15 protein-coding genes and 1 pseudogene are annotated in these 24458 nt (G+C 66.5%); 8 read left to right on the top strand and 8 right to left on the bottom strand.

Annotated elements, in window-relative coordinates; genetic code table 11:
* Positions 1 to 45: 45 nt before the first annotated feature.
* Together ASE28_RS17015 and ASE28_RS17010 are read left to right on the top strand one after the other, a co-directional pair.
* Positions 46 to 441 (top strand): phage holin family protein, encoded by a 396-nt coding sequence (locus tag ASE28_RS17015; RefSeq protein WP_057203088.1) that lies wholly within the window; start codon positions 46 to 48, stop codon positions 439 to 441.
* Positions 441 to 767, top strand: coding sequence for a hypothetical protein (locus ASE28_RS17010; RefSeq protein ID WP_057203087.1), 327 nt, complete (start codon positions 441 to 443; stop codon positions 765 to 767). Before ASE28_RS17015 ends, ASE28_RS17010 begins: the two co-directional genes overlap by 1 nt.
* A 48-nt stretch (positions 768 to 815) precedes the next feature.
* On the opposite strand, the gene ASE28_RS17005 is transcribed toward ASE28_RS17010, so the two are convergent.
* Positions 816 to 6395, bottom strand: a complete 5580-nt coding sequence (locus ASE28_RS17005) for an alpha/beta fold hydrolase (RefSeq protein ID WP_082608110.1) — start codon at positions 6393 to 6395, stop codon at positions 816 to 818.
* 98 nt (positions 6396 to 6493) lie between these two features.
* Here ASE28_RS17005 and ASE28_RS17000 point away from each other — a divergent pair, with 98 nt between their 5' ends.
* Positions 6494 to 8236, top strand: a complete 1743-nt coding sequence (locus ASE28_RS17000; RefSeq protein WP_057267658.1) for a hybrid sensor histidine kinase/response regulator — start codon at positions 6494 to 6496, stop codon at positions 8234 to 8236.
* A 15-nt stretch (positions 8237 to 8251) separates the two neighbouring features.
* On the opposite strand, the gene ASE28_RS16995 is transcribed toward ASE28_RS17000, so the two are convergent.
* Together ASE28_RS16995 and ASE28_RS16990 are read right to left on the bottom strand one after the other, a co-directional pair.
* Positions 8252 to 8902, bottom strand: a complete 651-nt coding sequence (locus tag ASE28_RS16995; RefSeq protein ID WP_057267656.1) for a response regulator transcription factor — start codon at positions 8900 to 8902, stop codon at positions 8252 to 8254.
* A gap of 184 nt (positions 8903 to 9086) precedes the next feature.
* On the bottom strand, positions 9087 to 10142 hold the full coding sequence (locus ASE28_RS16990; RefSeq protein WP_057267654.1) for a quinone-dependent dihydroorotate dehydrogenase: 1056 nt from the start codon (positions 10140 to 10142) through the stop codon (positions 9087 to 9089).
* A 47-nt stretch (positions 10143 to 10189) separates the two neighbouring features.
* Here ASE28_RS16990 and rpiA point away from each other — a divergent pair, with 47 nt between their 5' ends.
* Positions 10190 to 10879 carry a ribose-5-phosphate isomerase RpiA gene (gene rpiA, locus ASE28_RS16985; RefSeq protein WP_057267652.1) on the top strand — a complete coding sequence of 230 codons (690 nt, stop codon included), beginning with the start codon at positions 10190 to 10192 and terminating at the stop codon, positions 10877 to 10879.
* Positions 10880 to 10983: 104 nt separating this feature from the next.
* Here rpiA and ASE28_RS16980 read toward each other — a convergent pair whose 3' ends face one another.
* From ASE28_RS16980 to ASE28_RS16960, 5 genes are all read right to left on the bottom strand, one after another.
* A complete protein-coding gene (locus ASE28_RS16980; protein WP_057267651.1) occupies positions 10984 to 11643 on the bottom strand; it encodes a glutaredoxin domain-containing protein in 660 nt (219 codons plus the stop codon).
* Between the two features lie 37 nt (positions 11644 to 11680).
* Complete coding sequence (locus ASE28_RS16975) at positions 11681 to 13726, bottom strand: M3 family metallopeptidase (protein WP_057267649.1); 2046 nt, start codon at positions 13724 to 13726, stop codon at positions 11681 to 11683.
* A 41-nt stretch (positions 13727 to 13767) separates the two neighbouring features.
* Positions 13768 to 14622: a bifunctional methylenetetrahydrofolate dehydrogenase/methenyltetrahydrofolate cyclohydrolase FolD gene (gene folD / locus ASE28_RS16970; protein WP_057267648.1), complete on the bottom strand. Its 855-nt coding sequence runs from the start codon at positions 14620 to 14622 to the stop codon at positions 13768 to 13770.
* A 64-nt stretch (positions 14623 to 14686) separates the two neighbouring features.
* Complete coding sequence (locus ASE28_RS16965) at positions 14687 to 15313, bottom strand: response regulator transcription factor (protein WP_007848524.1); 627 nt, start codon at positions 15311 to 15313, stop codon at positions 14687 to 14689.
* The gene (locus ASE28_RS16960) at positions 15310 to 17871 is read right to left on the bottom strand and encodes a PAS domain S-box protein (RefSeq protein ID WP_057267646.1); all 2562 of its coding nucleotides are present in this window, start codon (positions 17869 to 17871) and stop codon (positions 15310 to 15312) included. The genes ASE28_RS16965 and ASE28_RS16960 overlap by 4 nt, the downstream gene beginning before the upstream one ends.
* 238 nt (positions 17872 to 18109) lie before the next feature.
* Between ASE28_RS16960 and aceE the strand changes: the two genes are divergently transcribed.
* From aceE to lpdA, 4 genes and pseudogenes are all read left to right on the top strand, one after another.
* Positions 18110 to 20827: a pyruvate dehydrogenase (acetyl-transferring), homodimeric type gene (gene aceE / locus ASE28_RS16955; protein ID WP_057267643.1), complete on the top strand. Its 2718-nt coding sequence runs from the start codon at positions 18110 to 18112 to the stop codon at positions 20825 to 20827.
* Positions 20828 to 20844: 17 nt separating this feature from the next.
* A pseudogene (locus ASE28_RS33105) lies at positions 20845 to 21137 on the top strand (biotin/lipoyl-containing protein); the annotation flags it as partial.
* Position 21138: 1 nt separating this feature from the next.
* Positions 21139 to 22507, top strand: a 1369-nt coding sequence (aceF, locus tag ASE28_RS16950; protein WP_235516151.1) for a dihydrolipoyllysine-residue acetyltransferase, incomplete at its 5' end; no start/stop codon positions are given.
* A gap of 15 nt (positions 22508 to 22522) precedes the next feature.
* A complete protein-coding gene (gene lpdA, locus ASE28_RS16945) occupies positions 22523 to 24361 on the top strand; it encodes a dihydrolipoyl dehydrogenase (protein WP_057267640.1) in 1839 nt (612 codons plus the stop codon).
* Positions 24362 to 24458 lie beyond the last annotated feature (97 nt).

Raw genomic sequence — 24458 nt, 5'->3', positions numbered from 1 at the left:
GCACAGACACCGCTTGTCTCCACTTCGTAGAACCCAAGGACACTGATGAACTGGCTTGCTCTTCTGGGCCTGGATGCGCTGGTGGCGCGCTGGCGCGCTAATGTCATAGAAGGGGCCATTGCAGCCGAAGACCGGATGGATCTGGCCCGCCTGGAATGGCGGGACCAGAAGCAGCGCCTGCAGCAACTGCTGGTGCTGACCATTCTGCTCGGCGGGCTTACGGTGGTGGCACTCATCATGCTGTCCATGGCGGTGTTGGTGCATTTCTGGGATACCGAACACCGCGTGCTGGTGGGCTGGCTGGTGGCCGGGGCCTGGTTGCTGGGCTGGGGTGGCACGCTGCTCAGCCTCGTGTCCGTTGCAAAACGGGCCGGCAACGGCTTTGCGCTGACCCGCCAGGAGCTGGCCCAGGACTGGCGCGACATCAAGGAGCGCCTGTGATGGCTGCCGACAACCAAGCCTTTGTTCCCGAACCCACGGCCGAGCAGCAGCGCGTGCTCGACCGCATTGCCAAGCAGCGCGAGCGCATCCGCGCGCGGCGCATCGCACGCGCCCAATCGGTGGCGCTGGCCCAGTCCGCGCAGCAGGCCTCGTCGGAGGAGCCGTTTGCGCTGCGGGCTGCGGCTTTTGCCAAGCAGCACCCGGCAGCGGTGGCTGCCCTGGTGGGTGTGGCCCTGGTGGCGGGGCCACGCCGCCTGGTCCGATGGGTGGGCCTGGCGATGCCGCTGGTCACCCGGCTGCGGCCCTTTCTGGCGCGCAGGGCCTGACGGTCTCCCTCAGGTGGCCTCGGAACAGGTCCGGGGCTCTTTCGCACGCTAGCGAAAAGTGGGGGAGACACTCCCGACAGCCAGTTGCGCCTGCAGTTCCTTGACCAGGACATTGCCAGGCTCGTAAATGCCCATGGCGACGGTTGCGGTGCCGCTGGCCGCAGGGTCTTGTGTGATCGTGATCTTGGAGAACTGCCGCAGGGCACCTGACGCGAAGCGCGCGGTGGAAACCACGGCTGCATCCGCGTCGCTGCCTGGCGCGCGCACCGGTGTGTCGAAGGTGAAATCGGCTTGCTGCGCGTTGGCGAAGGGCAGGCTGGCATTCCACGCCGAGCACACGAGATTGAGCGCAGTCGCGGACTTGCCCTGGCTTGTGAGTTCGAGCTCGACCAGGGCGCTCAGGTGGTAGTCGCCAGCCACGAAGATCAGCCCCTCGACGTCGTTCTCGACAATGAACCGCACCAGCCTGCGCCAGCTGGCCGGATAGCCGAGCCAGTTGTCCGCAGCGATGCAGGTCGCCGGTTCGGCAACGAAACGGTTCTCGGGCAGGGCGAAGACGCTGCCGCTGCACAGCAGCTTGGGCCCCTTGGGGTGGGCCAGCAGCCAGCCTTCGATGGCCTGCATCTGCTCTTCGCGCATGATGGGCACACCTTTCCAGTCGTGCAGCGTGCGGGGTGCGCGTTCGGTGCGCGTATCGGCGGCGAAGGCGGGTATGCCGCCGACCTCGAACGCATGCCACAGGCCGTGTTCCACGGTCCATCCCTGGGGGGTCAGGGACAGCCTGGGCAGCTCCTTGCGGTGAAAGCGTGACTGGTAGGCCGTGGCCGCCAGGAAACCGCTGTAGAAACGCTGCCCACGCAGGGAGTCCGCCGTGGCACTGTCCGCCCCATCGAGGTTGTCCTCGAACTCATGGTCGTCCACCACCAGCCAGACGGGCAGGCGCGCGAACAATTGCCGCGTGGCAGCGCTGCCCCAGCTCTCACGGTAGCGCTGTGCGCCGCGCTCATCGCGCTCCGTGGTTTCTGCAATATTGGCCGTGGCATCGGCATAGATCTGGTCGCCCAGCAGCAGCAGGGCCTGCACAGGCGCTGGGGTGTGGGCGATGTGCTGCTCCATGTCGCCGGCCAGCGCGTCGATCGCGCGGCGCTCGAAGGCCAGGCCCGGCCAGCGGCAGGAGGTGGCCAGGAAACTGGTGCTGGCGTGCGCCTGGTCATCTGCGGTCCAGCGCTGCCACCAGGGCAGCTCGGCCAGATCGAGAACGATGGGCAGCGACATGCTTGGCGCAGCGCCCGGCGGCGGGCCGTCGGTTTCCATGGGCCGGGCCGTGCTCGATTCCTGTGGACTGCAGCGCAGCGTGAGGCTGATCTGCGGCAGATCGGCAAACCGCAGCTTCTCGCTTTCCTCGACTACACAGGTCCAGTAGTAGCCCTGCCCGGTGGGCGGGGGGCTTGGCAGGGCCGGTGGGGAGCTGGGTTCCAGCACGCCGGGAAATCCTTTCACCTCTACCGAGTCGCACAGCGCGCCGCCGATCCGGACCTCCGGCACCATCGGTGTGCTGGTGGTGTCGAAATACTGTTCCACCCAGACCACCAGCCGGCGCTTCCCGTGCGGTTCGCGTTCCGTCTGCAGCATGGGGCCGGTCAGTGGCCGGATGGGTGCGATGAAGTCCCGGTCGGCCAGATCCGTGTCGCTGGACTGACCATCCGGGCATGGCAGGTCGGGGTCGATGTGGCAGCCATCGGCGATGTCCTTGAACGCGGCGGGATTCTCCAGAAAGTCTGTGAGATGCGGGTAAATGTCCGTATGGGCATGTTTGCCGAACAGAAAATCCATGTGACCGTAGCCCTTGCGGATGAAGGTGCGGACCACCGGCCCGGGCTGGTGCGCGAAGACCCTGCGCAACCGGTTCCAGGTGCGTGCCGCTCCGCGCGGATCGAACACCTGGTTGTCCAGGCCGTGTACGAACAGCGTGGGAAAGCGCCAGTTCCTGAGGAAGTTGTCTTCCAGGAGGTAGCTGTTCTCCCCCTCGCGGTTGGTGAGCCGCTCGCGCAGCACGATGAAGTACAGCTGGCGGAACACCTCGACCCCCGCCGCCCCCACGAGTTCGCCCAGCCGCTCATGCGTGCGCGGATCCAGATTGGCATGCACCCACTCGCGCCCGTAGAAAGCGGTCATCCGGTTGCAGATGGCGCACCCTGCGCCAGGCGAGTCGCGGTGCGCTTCGTGCAGGCTGCGCTCTTCATCCGACCAGGCCAGGGTGGCCGCGAACCGGTCCAGCAGTTCATCTGCTGCACCCGGCTTGGCCGGGGGGAGGGGGTCGATCATTTCGCGGCCCGTGAGCAGGTTGCGGTAGAGCGCGGCCAACGCTCCCGAGAACCGGTTGGACACGGACGGCACCACCCAGGGGTGCACCGCATGGATGATGGCCGCGCGCACCTTGGCGGTGTCAAAGCGCGCCTGCAGCGCCGCCATGGCGAAGGCGCCCGCGCCCACGCAGTGCGCGAAGACGTCGATGGGCTGGCCGCCTGCCTGGGCATGGACGCGGTTGATGGCTGCCGGAATGTCGGTGTGCGCGATGTCGTCCATGGTGTGCGCATCGCGCGCGTAGCCCAGGCGGTTGGACATGCGGTTGTCCAGCAGCCAGACGGTATAGCCCTCGCGCAGGAAGTGGCCGGCCAGGTTGGTGTCCACGGTGTCGGTCGCATACACGCCGCTGCCGTGGGCGAGCCCGTGGATGAAGAGGACATGCCGCGCGCCCTGAGGGTGGCGGTAGACCGTCAGCTGCAGGTCGATCTGGTCCGTTTCTCCGCTGCGGCGCGCCACCTTCAGCACCTCGGCCTGCGGCCGGACATCGACGCCCCCGGCTGTTTTCAGCGAGGGATGCGGCGGCAGCGCGGGGCGCGTGTACTTCGCGTAGTCCAGGCCGCGCAGCGACCAGAAGTGCGTCTGCATCACGGCGCGCAGCCACAGGGAGGCGAACGACACCAGCGCGACGATGGTGGCTGGCGTGCTCGATGCTTCACGGACCTGCAGCCGCAGCCGGCTCACGAGGTCTGCCAGATCGACGCGCAGCGCCAGCTTCCAGGGCGCCTTGTCCTGCCACCTGAGGTCCAGGTCCAGCATCGTGAGGGCGTCCCACAGCGTGCGCGCGCCGTTGCGGTAGGCCAAGAGTTTGCGGCCCTGGGCGACGACCGCCATGGCCTGGCCTGCGGCACCGCCTTGGGGTACCAGCGTGAAGTGGTAGTCGAGCGTGCGGTATTGGGTATGCAGCCAGCCCGCACGGGCCAAGCCGAGCAGTTTTTTGCGCCAGTCGGGGCCCACATCCTGGGAAATGCCGCCGGGCCGGCGTTTCAGGTAGGCGCTGAATGCGAGCACGCCGCGCCAGGCCCGGCGCAGGAAGCCGGCATGCTCGAGCGCGAGCAGCGACACTTGCCCCGTGCCGCGCAGCAGGGGTTCGCCCTTCAAGGCGTCGGCGTGGATTGCCGGCCAGCCGGGGACGGGGTTGGCATAGATCGCCAATGAGGCATCCCATGGGGTCGAGGGGTTGGCCAGCCATTGGTGCAGGTCGACTGTGACCTCGACTGCTGCGATGAACGCGCGCGGCTGCGTGGCCGCCCCAGGGGGCAGCGGTGTGTCGTGCCGGGACAGGAGCCGCTGGGCCCAGTCGGGCAGGTGGGCTTTGTCGGTGCTGCCCAGCAGGTGCTCGTGGATGCGAAAAAGCACCACCCCTGTGTCGGATGCTTTCTGTCCAGCATCTGCCACACGGGGCTGCGACCTGGAGCCCTGTGCCGCCGCAACAGGCGCTGCGCTGTCCGCGTTTGGTTGCGCCAGCCCGCTGGCGATGTCCCGGGCCGCGAGCATGGACAGGGCGGAGATCGTGACGAACGGGTTGACACCCAGGGCGCGCGGAACGATGGCTCCGTCCAGCACATGCAGGCCCGCGTGGACTTCATTCCCCCGGCCCTTGAACACCGCACCGCGCCAGTCGACGGCCCCTTGCGTGCCATCGTCGCCCATGGGGCAGCCGCCAAGCGGGTGGACCGTGATCGATTTTTCCGATTGGGCGCCCGCGATGATGTCGGAAAAGCCGTCGGGTGTCGGGTGCCACAAGGGGTTGGGGAGGTAGTCGCCCCCATCGAAGCCGCCGGCAGCATGCGCCTGGCTGAATGCCCGGTGCACAGCCTGGTAGTAGTCTGCATGCCCTGCCGTGGCGCTGGAGCTGCTGGAGGGCCACCTGACATCCAGTTCCAGGGTGTCTGGATCCCCGGGGCTGGTACCGGAGGCCGGGCGCAGGGAGATGGTCCCGTTCGATGCGTCATGGCCCATGGCCAACAGCAATTGCGCGTGCCGCGCCGCCCCACGTGGAAGGGCCAAGGGGTCGTCGGTGCCTGGAAACCGCGCGTCCACATCGTGCACATAGCGGTGCAGGGTCGACAGCGCGTGGCCCAGTGTGCTGGTGGCCTGGGCGAGCGCAGAAGGGATGGCGCCGTCCTGCACCAGGATTTCCTGCCCTACGCCCTCCACATCCAGCGGCACGCGCAGCGTTCCACAGATCGTCGGCCCGACGTCACGGCTGGGTGCCGTGCTGTCCGCTTCGGGGGCCGAGACGGCATTGACGGCCCGGTGCTGGCGCCAGCCCATCGCGAGCACGTCGCCATTGGTGGAAAAGGCCGAGCCCAGCGCCTCGGAGTGCGGTACATGGAAGGACCGCAGCAGCAACTCCGTGCTGCCCAGGCTGCCGGCGCTGACGATGACGGTGTGGGCGTCGATGCTGAACTCGACGGGCGCTGTGTTGCGGCTGCCCGTTGAACACTGGAAGTGCACACGCCAACGCAGGCTGCGCCCGTTCGCACTGCGTGCGGGGGTCTCCAGGGGCTCCACCCGCAAAGCGTTGCCGCCGACGAAAAAACGTGCGCCACGACCGTGCGCCGCCGGGATGAGGTTGGTGGCCAGCGTGCCCTTGGCGCCGATGTTGCAGCCGGTGAAGCAGTTGCCGCAGCGCACGCAGGCCTGCATCTCCACCCCGTGCGCGTTGGTGTGCTGCGTGTTCGAGATGGTGAGGGGGACCGGCTGCGCGCCGCCTGCGCGCAGCGCACCTCCCAGGCGCGACAGCGCCTGGAACTTGGAGAGGTCTGCCGCGCGCTCCAGTGGTGCCGCTTGCAGCGCCGATACGACTTCGTCCAGGGCCTCCATCAGGGCCTCCCGCCGTGCGCCACCGTGTCGGTACACGCTGGGCCAGTGCTCCTGGTCGAAGGTCTTTGCCGCCGGCTTGAAGGCCACGCCCGCGTTGACCAGGGAGCCGCCGCCCAGGCCGCTGCCGGTCAGCACCGCCACCTCGTCGAAATTGCGGACGTTGAGAAGTGCCTGCGCGTTGCCCAGGGCCTTTCCGCTGGCGCCGCGCTGCATCCGCAGGTGGCCAGGCAGGTGGCCGATGTCTTCGGGGAACTCACCGAGGGCGTATTCCTTGCCGCGCTCGACGACCCAGGTTTCCACGCCGGGACCGGCCAGTTCACGTGCCGCGAAGCTTCCCCCGTAGCCAGAACCGACAATGAGCACGTCGCATTGGGGCGCCGGGTGGGCCTGCAACATCGTTTCGATGGACTCTGAACAGCGAGAATGGGTCGCCATGGTGCCTTTCCGTGGATATCCGTTGTTGGGTAACAATTACTTACATGCGTCTTTTACCGCCCTTTCCCGTTGATGCCAATCACCCATTGGATGTAGCCATGGCGCGCGAGTCGCTGCGGCTGCGCGCACTGCAGTCCGTGAAAGCGCGCAGCATGGTGGTCGTGGCGGCTGTGGTTGCTGCGATCTGTTTTGGCTTCACCACCCCGGTCTGGCGCGTGCTGGCGTGGATGTTTCCAGTGCTGCTCATGGCCCAGATCAATGCGGTGCTCAGCGCGCGCGCGCTGGCAGCGCTTGATACGTCAGACGCAGCAGCGCTGACCGAACAACAAACCCACCACTGGTGGATCACCGTGGCCAACCAGACCCTGATGGGGGTGACGGTCTGGTGGATCGGGTATGGCAGCGCCGGAGGTTCGGCCACGTTTGCCACCGCGCTGCAACTCATCTACCTCGGGGGGGCGCTGGTGAATGCTTCGACGCACCCGCCGACCTTCATTGCGGGCGCGTGGATCAACCTCGCTTTTGCGGCGCTCTTCTGGCTTACCCAGGGCGGCACCAATGGCCTGCCGCTGGCGCTGGCACTGTTCGGTGTGGGCCTGGTCATCGCCGCCTCGTCGCGGCAGACGGCGCAGGCCTTTCGTGATTCGCTGCAGATCCGCTTCGAAAATGCAGATCTGCTGCGCCAGTTGGGAGAGGAGAAACAGGTGGCAGAAGAAGCGAATGCCGCCAAGTCGCGGTTTCTTGCTGCGGCAAGCCATGACCTGCGCCAGCCCCTGCATGCCTTGCTGGTCTTCTCGTCCCTGTTGCACCGCCATGAGACGCCGCAGACCTCGCAACTGATCGCCCACATCCGCGACGCAGCGGGATCGCTGGACAAGCTGTTTTCGGGCCTGCTCGACCTCTCCAAGCTGGAGACCGGCTCCATCGTGCCGCAGATGCAGGCCCTGAACATCGCCGCCATGGTCCGGGATCTGGTCAAGGAGTTCCAGCCGCGATGCACCGCCAAAGGGGTTTCCATGGAGGCCGAGGGGGCCGATGAAGCGTGGGTGCTGAGCGACGCGTTTCTACTGGAGCGCATCCTGCGCAATCTGGTGGACAACGCGGTGAAGTACACCAACGAAGGTGGCGTGGTGGTCTCGGTGCTGGCGCAGGAGAGCGTGGTGCAGCTGCAGGTGCGCGATACCGGCATCGGCATCGCCCGCGAATCGCAGGCCCGCGTTTTCGAGGAGTATTTCCAGGTCGGCAATCCGTCGCGCGACCCGGGGCAGGGCAGTGGCCTGGGCCTGGCCATCGTGCGCCGCCTTGCCAACCTTCTCGGGCTCGAAATGGGCATGCGGTCCGATGCTGGCGAGGGAACCACATTTACCCTCATCCTGCCCCAGGCGCCGATTTTTGAAAACATGGGCATGGGGGCCGTTTCCGCACCCGCCCAGCCCGCGTTGACCACGGCCGTGGAAGTCTGGCTCGTCGAGGACCATGCCCTGGTGCGGATGGCAACCACGCAGGCTCTGGAGTCGTGGGGCTGCAAGGTCACGCAATGGGAGGGCATGCCCCCGGATGCCGCGATGAATGCGATCACCACGCCCCCGCATGCGCTGATCGCGGACTACCGGCTCGCGGGCGATGCCACCGGCCTGGATGTGGCGCAGCGGCTGCGCTCGCGCTGGCCCGGGCTGCCGGTGGCGATCATCACCGGGGACCCCGGCATCAACCTCCACGAGGTCGAGCGGCTGGGCAATATTGCGATGTGGCAAAAACCGGTTCTGCCCTCACTGCTCATCGACTGGCTGGCCGAACTCAGTGAGCAGGCCGTGGTTCCGGCTCCGGCCCAGGTCGACTGAGGCCGCTGGGCGGACTCAGGCGATGCGCACGCCTTGTCGTGCGCAGACGTAGACGGCCTCGGTGCGGCTTTGGACGTTCAATTGGCGGAATATGACGCTCAGGTGCGACTTCACCGTCTGGTCGCTGATATTGAGTTCGCGCGCAATCACTTTGTTCGGTAAACCGCGCAGGATGGCGGCCAGAACATCCCCCTGGCGCTGGGTGAGCTCGGGGAACGCCTGGGTGAGATCGCTGGGCAGGTTGGTGTCCGAGGGCGCGGCCGTCCTCCCAGGCCCAGAGAGGAGGGTGGCAGGCAGGTAGATGCCACCCGAGGCAATGGTGTTCAGGGCCAGCAGCAGGGTTTCGGGTTCGGAGTCCTTGGCGATGAAGCCGACCGCGCCGTTGTCGATGGCCGTGCGGACCAGGGCAGCGCTCTTCTCGCCCGACAGCACGATCTGGCGTGCCTGGGGCACCAGTTCACGGATGGCCACCATGGCCTCGGCGCCCGAGAGGCCGTCCATGTGCCAGTCCAGCAGCACGATGTCCGCAGGCTGCTGGCGCAATTTTTCGAGGCCTTCTTCGCAGCTGCCGGCGATCTGGGTGTTGATGCCGAAGCCGAGCTCGGCGAGCAGCAGGCGAAGCCCCTCTCGAAACAGGGAGTGATCGTCAATGACAAGAACATTCATGGGATGGGAATACGGGGCATCGCCGTGACGCCACCAAGGCGGCATGCACAGTCAAAATGGATTGGATTGCCATCGGCTGACACATCTGGTATCACACCGACTATGCCATGGTCTTGGCGTCCATGCATTGCGACATCCCAAGTTTTACCACTTGGTGGAATGTTAACCGCCAGCAGCGCTGCTTTCAGCGCATGGCCTTGATGGCCTGTGCCGCCCGGGTCACGAGCGCCGGACCTTCGTAGATCAACCCGGTGTAGATCTGCACCACGTCCGCGCCTGCGCGCACCTTGCTCACCGCGTCCTCGGCGCTCATCACGCCGCCCACGCCGATGATGGGGAAGCGGCTGCCCAGCGCGGCACGCAGCTGGCGTATCACCTGGTTGCTGGCCTCCAGCACGGGCGCGCCGCTCAGGCCACCGGTCTCCTCGGCATGGCGCAGGCCCTTGACGGTATCGCGGCCGATGGTGGTATTGGTGGCGATCACGCCGTCCATGCCGTGGCGCTGCAGTGTGGCGGCGATCACCGACACCTGCTCCTCGGTCAGGTCAGGGGCAATCTTCACGAAGATGGGCGTGCGCTTGCCGGTCTGCCTGGCCAGCACCTCGCGGCGCTCGGCAATGGCGCCCAGCAGGCCGTCCAGCGCCTCGTCGCTTTGCAGCGCGCGCAGGTTCTGGGTGTTGGGCGAGCTGATGTTCACCGTCACGTAGTCGGCATGGGGGTATACGCCGTCCAGGCAGGTCAGGTAGTCGCTGGTGGCGTTTTCGATGGGGGTGCTGGCGTTCTTGCCGATGTTCAGCCCCAGCAGCATGCGCGGGCCGCTGCGTTGCTGGTCGCGAAAGCGCGACTGCTGCACGTTGCGCAAAAAGGCGTCGAGCCCTTCGTTGTTGAAACCCAGGCGGTTGATGAGGGCACGCTTCTCGGGCAGGCGGAACATGCGTGGCTTGGGGTTGCCGGGCTGGGCCTTGGGGGTGACCGTGCCCACCTCCACGAAGCCGAAGCCCATGGCGCCCAGGGCGTCGATCACGCGGGCGTTCTTGTCCAGCCCGGCGGCCATGCCCACGCGGTTGGGGAAGGCGAGGCCGGCCAGCTCCACCGGGTCGTCCACCCGCGTATTGCACCAGGCCCACTGCAGCGGCGTGCGCTGCCCGCGCGCCAGCATGTCCATGGTGAGTTCATGCGCGGCTTCGGCATCCAGGCCGAAGAGGAAAGGGCGGGCGAGGGCGTAGGGGATCAGGGACATGGGGGTATGACAAGGGATAATTGCGCAATTACCTCCGATTTTCCTCCATGACGACCTCCACCCCCCTGACCCAAGATGAACTCAAGGCCCTCGTAGGCCAGGCAGCCCTGCAATACGTGGTGCCTGGCGAGATAGTGGGGGTGGGCACGGGCTCCACCGTCAACAAGTTCATCGACGCCCTGGCCAGCATGAAGGGCGACATCAAGGGCGCCGTGTCGAGCTCGGTGGCCAGCACCGAGCGCCTCAAGGCCCTGGGCATTCCCGTGTTCGACGCCAACGAGGTCGTAGCCCTGTCGGTCTACATCGACGGCGCCGACGAGATCGACGGCCAGGGCCACATGGTCAAGGGCGGCGGTGCCGCGCTCACGCGCGAGAAGATCGTGGCGGCACTGGCCGGCCGCTTCGTCTGCATCGCCGACGAATCCAAGCTGGTGCCAGCGCTGGGCAAGTTCCCCTTGCCCGTGGAGGTGATTCCGATGGCGTCCCAAAACATTGCGCGCCGTTTCGCGGCCCTGGGCGGCAAGGCCTCCATCCGCCAGAAAGACGGTCAGCCCCTGGTCACCGACAACGGCCAGCACATCCTCGACGTCACGGGCCTGTCCATCACCGACCCGCTGGCCTTTGAATCCGACGTCAACCAGTGGCCCGGCGTGGTCACGGTGGGTGTGTTTGCGCACCAGAAGGCCTCGGTCTGCCTGCTGGGCACGGCGCAGGGTGTGAAGACGCTGAACTACTGACGCCCGTTTCCGGTGGTTTCGCTCCTCCTCGGGGGGGGCGGACTACAAAGCCAATGGGCCGCTGCTGCGGCCCATTTACCTGAGGTGCAGGTATCGCGTTTGGATCAGAACCGGATACCCGCAGGATTGGTCGGTGCGGTGCCATCCGTCGAAGGTGCAGGGCGTGCGCGGGGTGAGACCGTTGCGTCCGACGCCGGCGCGGCGGCTGGTGCCGGCGCGGCGGGAGCTGCAGCCACCAATGGCGTGGCTGCCGGGCGGCGGTAGTTTGCCGGCAATTGAGACTGCTTGGGATAGCCGGCTACGTCCAGGTATTGCGCCCATTCCCCCTCGGAGAAGCCCGCCATCCGTTGCGCGCCGATGGTGCCAAAAGGCAGTGTGCTGCTGCCACTAGCCGCCTGCAGAGCATCGATGTCTGCATTGCTGTTGACCGTCCGCTCCGTGAAGGGAATGCCGCGGTTGACCAGAAAACTGCGGGCGCTTGAACATGGCGCGCAGTCGTTGCCGGTGTACAGCGTCACCGGAAAGCGCTGGGCGACCCGGGAGATTTCAAGCGGCAGTCCGGCACCGGCGCCGGCACTGCCGGCTGCAGGCGCTGCGCCCGTGGTGGTGGGCCTGGCGGAGGGATCTGCCGGCGCGCGGTCCGAGAAAGTCACCTTGCCATCGGGCCCGACGATGCGGTACACCGCTTGTGCCTGGGCACCGGCACAGGCCAGCAGGACCACCATGGGGGCCAGCATCGGCAGGGACAGCAGGTTCTTGCGCATCGTCTTTCTCCTCGGGGTCGGTTTGTTGTGGGACGCGTCAGGCCGCAGCAGGCTCGGCCATGCCCTGGTGGCGCATCAGGGCATCCAGGCGCGGTTCGCGGCCCCGGAATGCCTTGAACGACTCCATCGCCGGGCGGCTGCCCCCGGCTTCCAGAATCGCCTCGCGGTAGCGGCGGCCGGTCTCGGCGCTGGGCTGGCCATCGCTGCCCACGGTCTCTTCAAAGGCTGCATAGGCGTCGGCGCTCAGCACCTCGGCCCATTTGTAGCTGTAGTAACCCGCAGCATAACCGCCCGCGAAGATGTGGCTGAAGGTGTGCGCGGTTCGGCTGAACGCCGGCGGCTGCAGCACCGCCACTTCGGCGCGCACCTGGTCCAGCAGCGGCATGATGTCCTTGGCCGGGTCGTGCTCGGTGTGCAGCAGCATGTCGAACAGCGAGAACTCGATCTGGCGCAGGGTCTGCATGCCGCTCTGGAAGTTCTTGGCAGCGATCATCTTGTCGAACAGCGCGCGCGGCAGGGGCTCGCCCGTGTCCACATGGGCGGTCATGTGCTTGAGCACATCCCACTCCCAGCAGAAGTTCTCCATGAACTGGCTGGGCAGCTCCACCGCATCCCACTCCACGCCGCCGATGCCCGAGACGTCGCGCTCGTTCACCTGGGTCAGCATGTGGTGCAGGCCGTGGCCGAATTCGTGGAACAGCGTGATCACGTCATCGTGCGTGAGCAGGGGTGGCTTGCCGTCCACGCCGCTGGCGAAATTGCACACCAGGTGCGCCACCGGGGTCTGCAGCACGCCGGTGTCGGGGCGCAGCCAGCGGGTGCGCACGTCGTCCATCCAGGCGCCGCCGCGCTTGCCGGTGCGGGCCGGCTGGTCCAGGTAGAACTGGCCGACCAGCGTGTTGCCACGCTCGATGCGGTAGAACTCCACGGCCGGGTTCCACACGGGAGCGCTGTCGCGTCGGATCGCCACCTCGAACAGCGTCTCGATGATCTTGAACAGCCCGGCCAGCACCTTGGGCGCCGTGAAGTACTGCTTGACCTCCTGCTCGCTGAAGGCATAGCGCGCCTCCTTGAGCTTTTCGGCCACGTAGGGCCAGTCCCAGGCCTGCGGATTGGCCAGCCCCAGGTCGCCAGAAGCAAAGGCGCGCAGGTCGGCCACGTCCTTTTCGGCATAGGGGCGGGCGCGGTGCGCCAGGTCGCGCAGGAAGGTGACCACCTCGGCGGGAGAATCGGCCATCTTGGCCACCACCGAGACTTCGCCGAAGTTGGCGTAGCCCAGCAGCTGTGCCTCTTCCTTGCGCAACGCCAGGATCTCGCCGATCAACGCCGTGTTGTCGTACTTGCGGGCATCGCCCTCGGCCTGGTCGGAGGCGCGGGTCACGTAGGCGCGGTAGAGCTTTTCGCGCAGGGCGCTCTGGTGGGCGAACTGCATCACCGGCAGGTAGCACGGCATCTTCAATGTGAGCTTGTAGCCGTCCTTGCCCTCGGCCTGGGCGGCGTCGCGCGCGGCCTGCAGCACGTCGGCCGGCACGCCATCCACCTCGGCGTCGGTGGCGTAGTAGGCAAAGGCGTCGGTCGCGTCCAGGGCGTTTTCGCTGAACTTCTGGCTCAGCTCGGCCTGGCGCTCCTGGATCTGGGCAAAGCGCTCCTTGGCCGGGCCGGCCAGCTCCGCACCGCTGAGCACGAAGTTGCGCACGGCATTCTTGTGTGCCTGGCGCTGCTCCACGCTCAGCGCGGCGGGGTCGATGGCCTTGTACTTGGCGTACAGGCGCTCGTCGGCGCCCAGGCGCGTCCAGTACTCGGTCACGCGCGGCAGGGCGGCGTTGTAGGCGGCGCGCAATTCGGGCGTGTCGGCCACGCTGTTGAGGTGGCTCACCGCACCCCAGGCCGTGCCCAGTTGTTCGGTGGCCACGTCCAGCACCTGGGCGATGGCGTCCCAGCGGGCGGGGAAGTCGGGGGCAGTCACCGTCTCCAGCGCCACGTTGGCACGTTCGAGCAGCACGTCGACGGCTGGTGCGACGTCGCCTGGCGTGATGCGGTCAAACTGGGGAAGGCCGGAAAATTCGAGAAGGGCGTTGCTCATGCGGTGTAGATGGCGCCTCGGGGCGTTGGTTCAAGGGTTTTTTACCGTGCAGCCGTGCGCTCGGCCGCCTCGATGGTGTTCACCAGCAGCATGGTAATGGTCATCGGGCCAACCCCGCCAGGCACGGGGGTGATCCAGCCGGCCACTTCCTTGACGCCCTCGAAGTCCACGTCGCCGCAGAGCTTGCCTTCGGCGTTGCGGTTGATGCCCACGTCGATCACGATGGCACCGGGCTTGACCATGTCGGCCGTGAGCGTGTTGGCGCGGCCCACGGCCGCCACCACCACGTCGGCTTGGCGCGTGTGGTAGGCCAGGTCGGGCGTGCCGCTGTGCGTCACGGTCACGGTGGCATTGGCCTGCAGCAGCAGCAGGGCCATGGGCTTGCCCACGGTGTTGCTGCGCCCGATCACCACGGCATGCTTGCCCTTGAGCGACTGGCCGGTGGATTCGATCAGCTTCATGCTGCCGTAGGGCGTGCAGGGGCGAAAACCCTCCAGCCCGGCCATCAGTTCGCCGGCCGACAGCACCGAGTAGCCATCCACATCCTTGGCGGTGGAAATCGCCTCGATCACCTTGTGCGGGTCGATGTGCTTGGGCAGGGGCATCTGCACCAGGATGCCGTGCACGCTCGGGTCGGCATTCAGCGCGGCGATGCGAGCCAGCAGGTCGGCCTCGCTCAGCGTGGCCTCGTACTTCTCGAAGATCGAGCGCACGCCGCTGTCCTCGCAGGCCTTGACCTTGTTGCGCACATAGACGGCCGAGGCCGGGTCTTCGCCCACCAGTATCACGGCCAGGCCGGGCTGGTGGCCACGCGCGGTGAGGGCTGCGGCGCGCTGGGCGACTTCGCTGCGCAGTTGGCGGGAAAGGGCGGTGCCGTCGATGATGTGGGCTGTCATGGCTGGAATACGGATCGAAAAGGGCGCCGGGTGGCGCCCTGGTGGGGAACTGGGCTACGGTGGCTTAGCCCTTGGGGGCGTTTTGTCCGAGGGCAATCTTGAGCAAATCGGCCACGGTATTGGCGTTGAGCTTTTCCATGATGTTGGCGCGGTGCGCCTCCACCGTCTTGATGCTGATCCCGAGGTCGTCGGCGATCTGCTTGTTCAGGCGGCCGGCGACGATGCGCTCGAGCACCTGTGCCTCGCGGCTGGTGAGTTTGGACAGCAGGGCGTCGCGGCTGGCGGCCTGCTGGTAGCCGGCAAAGGCCTCGCGGGCGTGGTCCAGCATGCGCTCGACCAGGCCGACCAGCTCTTCCTCGTCAAAGGGCTTCTGGATGAAGTCGAGCGCACCCTTCTTCATGGTGTTCACGGCCATGGGCACGTCGCCGTGGCCGGTGATGAAGACGATGGGCAGGGGCGACTTGCGCTCGATCAGGCGGTCCTGCAGCTCCAGGCCGGTCATGCCGCCCATGCGGATGTCCACGATCAGGCAGGCCACTTCGCGGGGGTCGTAGCGCGACAGAAAGGTCTCGGCCGAATCAAAGCAGCGCACCCGGTAGTCCTTGCCTTCCAGCAGCCATTGCAGGGAGTCGCGGACCGCTTCGTCATCGTCCACGACGTATACGGTGCCCTTTTTCGGAATCAAGCTCATGCAATTGTCCTTGGAATATGTGCGTTTGCTACAGAATTTGTAGTGTCATCGGCAGGCTTGGCAAGCGGCAACCAGAAGGAGAACCTGCAGCCCGTGACGTCTGAACCATTGTAGATGTTCTCTGCACGCATCCGTCCCTGGTGCGACTCGACGATGCTGCGGCACAGATTGAGGCCCATGCCCATGCCTTCTTGCTTGGTGGAGAAGAAGGCCTCGAACAGGCGCTCCAGCACCTCGGGCGCCAGGCCCTTGCCGGTGTCCAGCACCGAAAATTCGACCACCTCGCGCTCCTCGATGGTCTTGGGCACCACGCGCAGCTCCACGCTGCGGCCCGCCGTCGGTCGGTTGGCGTGCTGTATTGCCTCGGCGCCGTTCTTCATTAGGTTCACCAGCACCTGCTCGATCAGGATGGTGTCGGCCATCACGGGCGGCAGGCGCGCGGCGATGTACAGCGTCAGGCGCACATGGTGGCGGCGCAGCTCGATGTCGGCCAGCTCCACGGCCTCGGTCACCATCAGGTGCACGTCGGCCAGGGCCCGGTTGGGCTCGCTCTTCTTCACGAAGGCGCGGATGCGCTGGATGATCTGCCCGGCGCGCTGCGCCTGGTGCGCTGTCTTCTGCAGGGCGGTGAGCAGGGCTTCCTCGGTCAGCTGGCCGCTCTGGATGCGCGAGACCATGCCACTGCAGTAGTTGTTGATGGCCGTGAGCGGCTGGTTGAGCTCGTGCGCCACGCTGGACGCCATCTCGCCCATGGTGATCAGGCGGCTGACCGACTGGGCGCGCTCGGCTTGGCGCGAGGCCTGCTCTTCCGCCTGGCGGCGCGGCGTGATGTCGGTGGCGATCACCATCTGCGCCAGGCGCCCGTCCACCCAGTTGAGGTAGCGCGAGCGCACCTCCAGCCACTTGCCCAGGTCGGGCAGGAAGATCTCGGCGTTTTCGGTGCGGGCGCTGGTCAGCGTGTCGGTGGGCAGGCCCATCAGGCCGTCCTCGTCGTCCACGCCCGTCGAAGTGCTGCCCGCCACGGGCACCACGCCGGCCTGGGCCACCAGCTGCAGGTGGCCTCCGGTCTGCGAGCCGAACCACTGGCGGTACAGCTTGTTGGCAAACAGCAGTTCCTCGCTGCCCAGCGGCGCCACGGACACCGAGGCATCGAGCGATTCGAGCACGATGGTGAAGCGCTCGTGCGACGCCGAGAGCTGCTCGCGCACCCGGTTGGGCTCGGTGATGTCGGTCATCGACGTCATCCAGCCGGTCTGGTGGCCATGGGCGTCGATCAGTGGCGACACGTACAGCCGCGCATCGAACAGCGTGCCGCTCTTGCGCCGCACCCGCACCTGGAAGCCGCCGACGATGGTCTTGCCGCTGAGCTCGTCGCGCAGCTTGGCGTGCAGGGCCTCGTGGTCCGAGTCGGGCCAGTAGGGGAAGGGCGCCTTCAAGCCCACCAGCTCGGCCTCGCTCCAGCCCGTCATCTGGCAGAAGGCGGCGTTCACATAGGTGATGCGGCCTTCCATGTCCAAGGCACGCATGCCGGTGAGGATGGAGTTCTCCATCGCCCGGCGGAAGTTGGTTTCGGCCACCAGGGCCTGCTGGGCCTGCATGCGCCGGCGCGTGTGTCGCCAGGTGGCGATCAGCATCCAGGCCGTCATGGCACTGAGCGTGCCCACCAGCCAGAACAGGCCGCTGCCCACCACGCCCAGCGAGGTGCGGTAGGCCTGGGCGCGCAGCACCAGCCCGTTGCCCACGGGGGATACGGGCACCTCGTACTCATTGGCGCGCGGGCTCCAGGGCAGCAGCTGCGTGGCCGGGTTGCGCGGGCCCAGAGGGGTGCCCGCAAGCACCTGGTTCTTGCTGTCCAGCAGCGTCACGGCGTAGCGCGCCAGCACCTCGGTGGGCGTGCCGTAGCGCAGCAGGCTGTCGATGGAGTATTCGCCCAGCACCACGCCGCTGAACTTGCCCTGGTTGTTCAGCGGCACCTGCAGTTGCAGCAGGGGGGTGATGTCGCCCGCCGTCGCGGCCGGTTGGGCATACACGGGCTGCTGCAGGTCGCGCGCCAGGCCATAGGTGTCGGCCGTGTCGCCAGCCTTGAGCACCTCGCCGGAAATGCGCAGCTCGCTGCTGGCCAGGGTGGGTGCCGCGTGGCTGGCGCGGATGCGGCGGCGCTCGTCGATCCAGGTGATGGCCTGCAGTTCGGGGTATTGGCTGATCAGCGTCTCGGCCCGGCTCACGAACTCGGATTTTTCGAGCTCCTGGTTGGACAGGTCGCGCGCAATGCGCATCAGCTGCTCCTGCCGCTCCAGGAGGCGCAGGCGCACCCGCTGCTGGGCGTATTCCACGTCGCGGCGCAGGGCCTCCTGCTCGCGCTCGGCCTCTTCGGCGCGCAGGTACCAGAAGGCCGCCACGATGGCCGCCAGGAACATCAGCACCGCCGCCAGGGGTGCGAGCGCGGCAAACCGGTCCTGCCGGGTGGGCGAGAGGCTGCGCCACCACTTGCGCCACCAGCGCGCAGGGGCCGCGATGGGCGAGACCGTGGTGGGGGGCGCTGGGTCGGTGGGATGCATGTCCCTCAAGTGTAGAGGAGGCGCACACCTGGTAACGGACAGCAGGGGCAAACCTGTCCACGATCCCTTGCATGGTGTTTTCGGGCAGGACGTGGATCTTTTGCGAACGCTCGTTCTTGTGCGTTTGCAGCAAATTCTCATAATATGATATCAATGGGCACCATTTGAAATTCGCAAAAAGTTGTGCGAAACTAGGGGCAGTGTTCTAAATTGCTGCCACACCTATAGGAGACAAAGCATGTCAGCTCAGCCCGACCCTCAGGCCGCTTTTGGCCTCGGTACCGACGTCGATCAGCAGGAAACCCGCGAATGGATGGATGCGCTGTCCGCCGTGATCGACAAAGAGGGCCCCGAGCGTGCCCATTTCCTGCTGGAACAGCTTTTGGAGCACGCGCGCCAGAGCAGCATCGACATGCCGTTCTCGGCCAACACGGCCTACGTGAACACCATCGAGGCCGACCAGGAAGCCCACTGCCCCGGCAACATCGCCATTGAAAAGCGCCTGCGCGCCTACATGCGCTGGAACGCCATGGCCATGGTCGTGCGCGCCAACCGGCTGAACCCCGCCGACGGCGGCGACCTGGGCGGCCACATCGGCTCGTTCGCATCGGTGGCCAGCATGTTCGGTGCTGGCTTCAACCATTTCTGGCATGCCGCGAGCGAAGACCACGGTGGCGACCTGCTGTACATCCAGGGCCACAGCTCGCCCGGCATCTACGCCCGCGCCTACCTCGAAGGCCGCCTGAACGAAGAGCAGCTCGACAGCTTCCGCCAGGAAGTGGACGGCAAGGGCCTGTCGAGCTACCCGCATCCCAAGCTGATGCCCGAGTTCTGGCAGTTCCCCACGGTGTCGATGGGTCTGGGCCCGCTGATGGCCATCTACCAGGCGCGCTTCCTCAAGTACCTGCACGCCCGTGGCATCGCCAACACCGAAAACCGCAAGGTCTGGGTGTTCTGCGGCGACGGCGAGATGGACGAACCCGAATCGCTGGGCGCCATCGGCCTGGCCGCGCGTGAAAATCTGGACAACCTGGTCTTCGTGATCAACTGCAACCTGCAGCGCCTGGACGGCCCGGTGCGCGGCAACGGCAAGATCGTGCAGGAGCTCGAAAGCGAGTTCCGCGGCAGCGGCTGGAACGTCATCAAGCTCCTGTGGGGCAATGGCTGGGACACCCTGCTGGCCCGCGACAAGACCGGCAAGCTCAAGCAACTGATGATGGAGACGCTGGACGGCGACTACCAGGCCATGAAGGCCAACGACGGTGCCTTCGTGCGCAAGAACTTCTTCGGCCGCCACCCCGAGACTCTGAAGCTCGTCGAGCACATGACCGACGACGAGATCTTCGAGCTGCGCCGCGGTGGCCACGAGCCCGCCAAGGTCTACGCCGCCTTCCACGCTGCCAACGCGCACAAGAACCAGCCCACCGTGCTGCTGGTCAAGACCGTCAAGGGCTATGGCATGGGCAAGGCCGGTGAGGGCAAGAACACCGTGCACCAGACCAAGAAGCTCTCGGACGAGGACATCAAGTACATCCGCGACCGCTTCAGCATCCCGATCCCTGACAGCCAGCTGGCCGACATCCCGTACTACAAGCCGGCCGACGACACGCCGGAAATGCAGTACCTGCAAGAGCGCCGCAAGGCCCTGGGCGGTTACCTGCCCAAGCGCCTGCCCAAGGCCGAAGAGAGCTTCACCGTGCCCTCGCTCGACACCTTCAAAGCGGTGCTGGAGCCCACGGCCGAAGGCCGTGAAATCTCCACCACCCAGGCCTACGTGCGCTTCATCACGCAGCTGCTGCGCGACCAGGCCCTGGGCCCGCGCGTGGTGCCCATCCTGGTGGACGAGGCCCGCACCTTCGGCATGGAAGGCCTGTTCCGCCAGATCGGCATCTACAACCCCAAGGGCCAGCTGTACACCCCGGTCGACCGCGACCAGGTGATGTACTACCGTGAAGACAAGGCCGGCCAGATCCTGCAGGAAGGCATCAACGAAGCCGGCGGCATGGCCAGCTGGATCGCAGCGGCCACCAGCTACAGCACGAACAACCGGATCATGATCCCGTTCTACGTGTACTACTCGATGTTCGGCTTCCAGCGCATCGGCGACCTGGCCTGGGCGGCGGGCGACATGCAGGCCCGCGGCTTCCTGCTGGGCGGCACCTCGGGCCGCACCACGCTCAACGGCGAAGGCCTGCAGCACGAAGACGGTCACAGCCACATCCTGGCCGGCACCATCCCCAACTGCGTGAGCTACGACCCGACCTTCGCCCACGAAGTCGGCGTGATCATGCACCATGGCTTGAAGCGCATGGTCGAGCGCCAGGAAAACGTCTTCTACTACATCACGCTGCTCAACGAGAACTACCCCATGCCCGGCCTGCAGCCCGGCACGGAAGAGCAGATCATCAAGGGCATGTACCTGTGCAAGCAGGCGCCCGCCCTGGCCGCCGATGCACCCACCGTGCAACTGCTGGGCAGCGGCACCATCCTGCGCGAATCGTTCTTTGCCCAGGCACTGCTCGAAAAGGACTGGGGCGTGGCCGCCGGCATCTGGAGCTGCCCGAGCTTCAACGAACTGGCCCGCGACGGCCAGGACGTGGAGCGCTGGAACCTGCTGCACCCGACCGAAACGCCACGCGTCTCCTTCGTGGCCGAGCAGTTGGGCAAGACCGCAGGCCCCGTGGTCGCCTCCACCGACTACATGAAGAACTATGCGGACCAGATCCGCTCGTTCATCCCTGCCGGTCGCACCTACAAGGTGCTCGGTACCGACGGCTTTGGCCGCAGCGACTTCCGCAGCAAGCTGCGTGAGCACTTCGAGATCAACCGCCACTACATTGTCGTCGCGGCCCTGAAGGCGCTGTCCGAAGAAGGCAAGGTGCCTGCTTCCAAGGTGGCCGAGGCCATCGCCAAGTACAACATCCAGGCCGACAAGGTCAACCCGCTGTACGCATAAAAGAACCGGAGACAACAATGGCATTGGTAGACATTCAAGTTCCGGACATCGGAGACTTCGACGAAGTCGGCGTGATCGAATTGCTGGTCAAACCCGGCGACACGGTCAAGGCCGAGCAGTCGCTGATCACGGTCGAATCCGACAAGGCGTCGATGGAGATCCCGTCGAGCCACGCTGGCGTGGTCAAAGAGGTCAAGGTCGCCATCGGCGACAAGATCAAGCAGGGCTCCGTGGTGCTCACGCTGGAAGTGGCGGGCGAAGCGGCCGCGCCTCCCGCTGCTGCTGCACCCGCGCCAGCCGCCGCGTCCCCNGGCTCCTGCCGCTGCAGCGCCCGCCCCAGCGGCGGCCGCCCCTGCAGCAGCTTCGGGTCCGGTGGAAGTGCGCGTGCCCGACATCGGCGACTTCAAGGACGTGGCCGTCATCGAGATGCTGGTCAAGGTGGGTGACACCATCAAGCTCGAGCAGTCGCTCTTCACCGTCGAATCCGACAAGGCCTCCATGGAGATCCCTTCGCCCGCCGCTGGCGTGCTCAAGGAACTCAAGGTCAAGATCGGCGACACCGTGAACATCGGCGACCTGATCGCCGTGCTCGAAGGTTCTGCCCCAGCAGCGGCAGCGGCGCCAACACCCGCTGCTGCGCCTGCAGCCGCAGCACCTGCGCCGGCCCAGGCCGCAGCGGCCCCAGCGCCCGCAGCAGCCGCCGTTGCCGTGCCGGCCCACCAGCCAGGCGCCCCCACGGCAGGCCTGCCCCACGCATCCCCCTCCGTGCGCAAGTTCGCCCGCGAACTCGGTGTGCCGCTCGAAGAAGTCAAGGGCACCGGCACCAAGGGCCGCATCAGCCAGGACGACGTGCAGGCGTTCACCAAGCAGGTGATGAGCGGCGCCACCCAGACCAAAGCCCAGGCCGCCAAGGCGCCTGCAGGCGGCGGTGGTGGTTCCAGCGCAGGCCTGGACCTGCTGCCATGGCCCAAGGTCGACTTCAGCAAGTTCGGCACGGTGGAGCGCAAGGACCTGTCGCGCATCAAGAAGATCAGCGGCGCCAACCTGCACCGCAACTGGGTGATGATTCCCCACGTCACCAACAACGACGAGGCCGACATCACCGAGCTCGAAGCCTTCCGCGTCTCCACCAACAAGGAGAACGAGAAGAGCGGCGTCAAGGTGACCATGCTGGCCTTCGTGATCAAGGCCGTGGTGGCCGCGCTCAAGAAGTTCCCCGAGTTCAACACCAGCCTGGACGGCGACACCCTGGTCTACAAGCAGTACTACAACATCGGCTTTGCGGCGGACACGCCCAACGGCCTGGTGGTGCCCGTGCTCAAGGATGCCGACAAGAAGGGCATCATGCAGATCAGTACCGAAATGGGAGACCTCGCCAAGAAGGCCCGCGACGGCAAGCTCGGCTCGGCCGACATGCAGGGCGGCTGCATGTCCATCAGCTCGCTGGGCGGCATTGGCGGCACGCACTTCACCCCCATCATCAACGCGCCCGAAGTGGCCATCCTGGGCCTCTCCAAGGGCCAGATGAAGCCGGTGTGGGACGGCAAGCAGTTCGTGCCGCGCCTGGTGCTGCCGCTGTCGCTGTCGTACGACCACCGCGTGATCGACGGTGCCAGCGCTGCGCGCTTCAATGCCTATCTGGGCCAGGTGCTGGCGGACTACCGCCGCATCCTGCTGTAACGAGGAGACCCTGGTATGGCAATCATTGATATCAAGGTTCCGGACATCGGCGACTTCGACGAAGTCGGCGTCATCGAAGTGCTGGTCAAGCCCGGCGACACCATCAAGGCCGAGCAGAGCCTGATCACCGTGGAGTCCGACAAGGCCTCCATGGAGATCCCCTCCAGCCACGCTGGCGTGGTCAAGGAGCTCAAGGTCAAGATCGGTGACAAGGTCGCCCAGGGCGCCGTGGTGCTGACGCTGGAGGCAGCGGACGCAGGTGCCGCCGCTCCCGCACCGGCGGCTGCGCCTGCAGCAGCAGCCCCGGCCCCGGCCGCCTCGGCAACCCCTGCCGCACCCGCACCCCAGGCATCAAGCTTTGGAGGCACGGCCGACCTCGAGTGCGACCTGCTCGTGCTCGGCGCCGGCCCCGGCGGCTACAGCGCGGCGTTTCGCGCGGCAGATCTCGGCCTCAAGGTCGTGCTGGTCGAGCGCTACGCCACCCTGGGCGGCGTGTGCCTGAACGTGGGCTGCATCCCATCGAAGGCGCTGCTGCACGTGGCGGCTGTCATGGACGAAGTGAGCCACATGGCCGACCTGGGCGTGAGCTTCGGCGAGCCCACGCTGGACATCGACAAGCTTCGCGGTCATAAGGAAAAGGTCATCGGCAAGCTGACCGGCGGCCTGGCCGCCATGGCCAAGATGCGCAAGGTCACCACCGTGCGCGGCCTGGGCCAGTTCGTCGGTGCCCACCACCTTGAAGTGGAGGAAACCAGCGGCGCCACCGGCCAGGAGAAGACGGGCAGCAAGAAGGTCATCGCCTTCAAGAACGCCATCATCGCCGCCGGCAGCCAGGCCGTGCGCCTGCCGTTCATGCCCGACGACCCGCGCGTGGTGGACTCCACCGGCGCGCTGGAATTGAAGGAAGTGCCCAAGCGCATGCTCATCCTGGGCGGCGGCATCATCGGCCTGGAAATGGGCACGGTGTACAGCACCCTGGGCGCGCGCCTGGATGTGGTGGAAATGCTGGACGGCCTGATGCAGGGCGCCGACCGCGACCTCGTCAAGGTCTGGCAGAAGATGAACGCCAAGCGCTTCGACAACATCATGCTCAAGACCAAGACGGTGGGGGCCAAGGCCACGCCCGAAGGCATTGAGGTGACGTTTGCCGCGGCGGAAGAGGGCGGCACCGCGCCGGCACCCCAGGTCTACGACCTGGTGCTGCAGGCCGTTGGCCGCACCCCCAACGGCAAGAAGATCGCCGCCGACAAGGCGGGCGTCTCGGTCACGGACCGCGGCTTCATCAACGTCGACATCCAGATGCGCACCAACGTGCCGCACATCTTCGCCATCGGCGACATCGTGGGCCAGCCCATGCTGGCGCACAAGGCGGTGCATGAAGCGCATGTGGCGGCGGAAGTCATCGCCGGTGAGATCCAGGGCAACAAGGAACTGGCCAGCGCCGCCTTCAACGCCCGCGTGATCCCGAGCGTCGCCTACACCGACCCCGAAGTGGCCTGGGTGGGCCTGACCGAAGACCAGGCCAAGGCCCAGGGCATCAAGGTCAAGAAGGGCCTGTTCCCCTGGACGGCCTCAGGCCGGGCGATTGCCAACGGCCGCGACGAGGGCTATACCAAGCTCCTGTTCGACGACAGCCCCGAGGCCCATGGCCACGGCAAGATCCTGGGCGGCGGCATCGTGGGCACCCACGCCGGCGACATGATCGGCGAGATCGCGCTGGCCATCGAGATGGGCGCGGACGCGGTGGACATCGGCAAGACCATCCATCCGCACCCGACGCTGGGCGAGAGCATCGGCATGGCGGCGGAGATTGCGCACGGCAGCTGCACGGATGTGCCGCCGCAGAAGAAGTAAGTAGGCAGACGAGCCGCTTCACTCCAGCAAAAAGCCGCGCATGCCTTTGGGCACGTGCGGCTTTTTTGTGCCCGGCTACGCACTGATCTAGCGTGCG

The organism is Acidovorax sp. Root219, from assembly GCF_001428665.1.
Lineage (GTDB): Bacteria > Pseudomonadota > Gammaproteobacteria > Burkholderiales > Burkholderiaceae_C > Acidovorax.
Note: the sequence above shows the minus strand (reverse complement) of the source record. Positions and strands in the feature narration are given on the sequence as shown.

What these genes read in the sequence shown, in the direction of transcription:
- ASE28_RS17000 (WP_057267658.1), top strand. Translation starts at nt 6,494, where the DNA reads ATGGCGCGCGAGTCGCTGCGGCTGCGCGCACTGCAGTCCGTGAAAGCG.
- ASE28_RS16980 (WP_057267651.1), bottom strand. Translation starts at nt 11,643, where the DNA reads ATGCGCAAGAACCTGCTGTCCCTGCCGATGCTGGCCCCCATGGTGGTC.
- folD (WP_057267648.1), bottom strand. Translation starts at nt 14,622, where the DNA reads ATGACAGCCCACATCATCGACGGCACCGCCCTTTCCCGCCAACTGCGC.
- ASE28_RS16975 (WP_057267649.1), bottom strand. Translation starts at nt 13,726, where the DNA reads ATGAGCAACGCCCTTCTCGAATTTTCCGGCCTTCCCCAGTTTGACCGC.
- ASE28_RS17010 (WP_057203087.1), top strand. Translation starts at nt 441, where the DNA reads ATGGCTGCCGACAACCAAGCCTTTGTTCCCGAACCCACGGCCGAGCAG.
- ASE28_RS17005 (WP_082608110.1), bottom strand. Translation starts at nt 6,395, where the DNA reads ATGGCGACCCATTCTCGCTGTTCAGAGTCCATCGAAACGATGTTGCAG.
- lpdA (WP_057267640.1), top strand. Translation starts at nt 22,523, where the DNA reads ATGGCAATCATTGATATCAAGGTTCCGGACATCGGCGACTTCGACGAA.
- ASE28_RS16960 (WP_057267646.1), bottom strand. Translation starts at nt 17,871, where the DNA reads ATGCATCCCACCGACCCAGCGCCCCCCACCACGGTCTCGCCCATCGCG.
- rpiA (WP_057267652.1), top strand. Translation starts at nt 10,190, where the DNA reads ATGACGACCTCCACCCCCCTGACCCAAGATGAACTCAAGGCCCTCGTA.
- ASE28_RS16995 (WP_057267656.1), bottom strand. Translation starts at nt 8,902, where the DNA reads ATGAATGTTCTTGTCATTGACGATCACTCCCTGTTTCGAGAGGGGCTT.
- ASE28_RS17015 (WP_057203088.1), top strand. Translation starts at nt 46, where the DNA reads ATGAACTGGCTTGCTCTTCTGGGCCTGGATGCGCTGGTGGCGCGCTGG.
- ASE28_RS16990 (WP_057267654.1), bottom strand. Translation starts at nt 10,142, where the DNA reads ATGTCCCTGATCCCCTACGCCCTCGCCCGCCCTTTCCTCTTCGGCCTG.
- ASE28_RS16965 (WP_007848524.1), bottom strand. Translation starts at nt 15,313, where the DNA reads ATGAGCTTGATTCCGAAAAAGGGCACCGTATACGTCGTGGACGATGAC.
- aceE (WP_057267643.1), top strand. Translation starts at nt 18,110, where the DNA reads ATGTCAGCTCAGCCCGACCCTCAGGCCGCTTTTGGCCTCGGTACCGAC.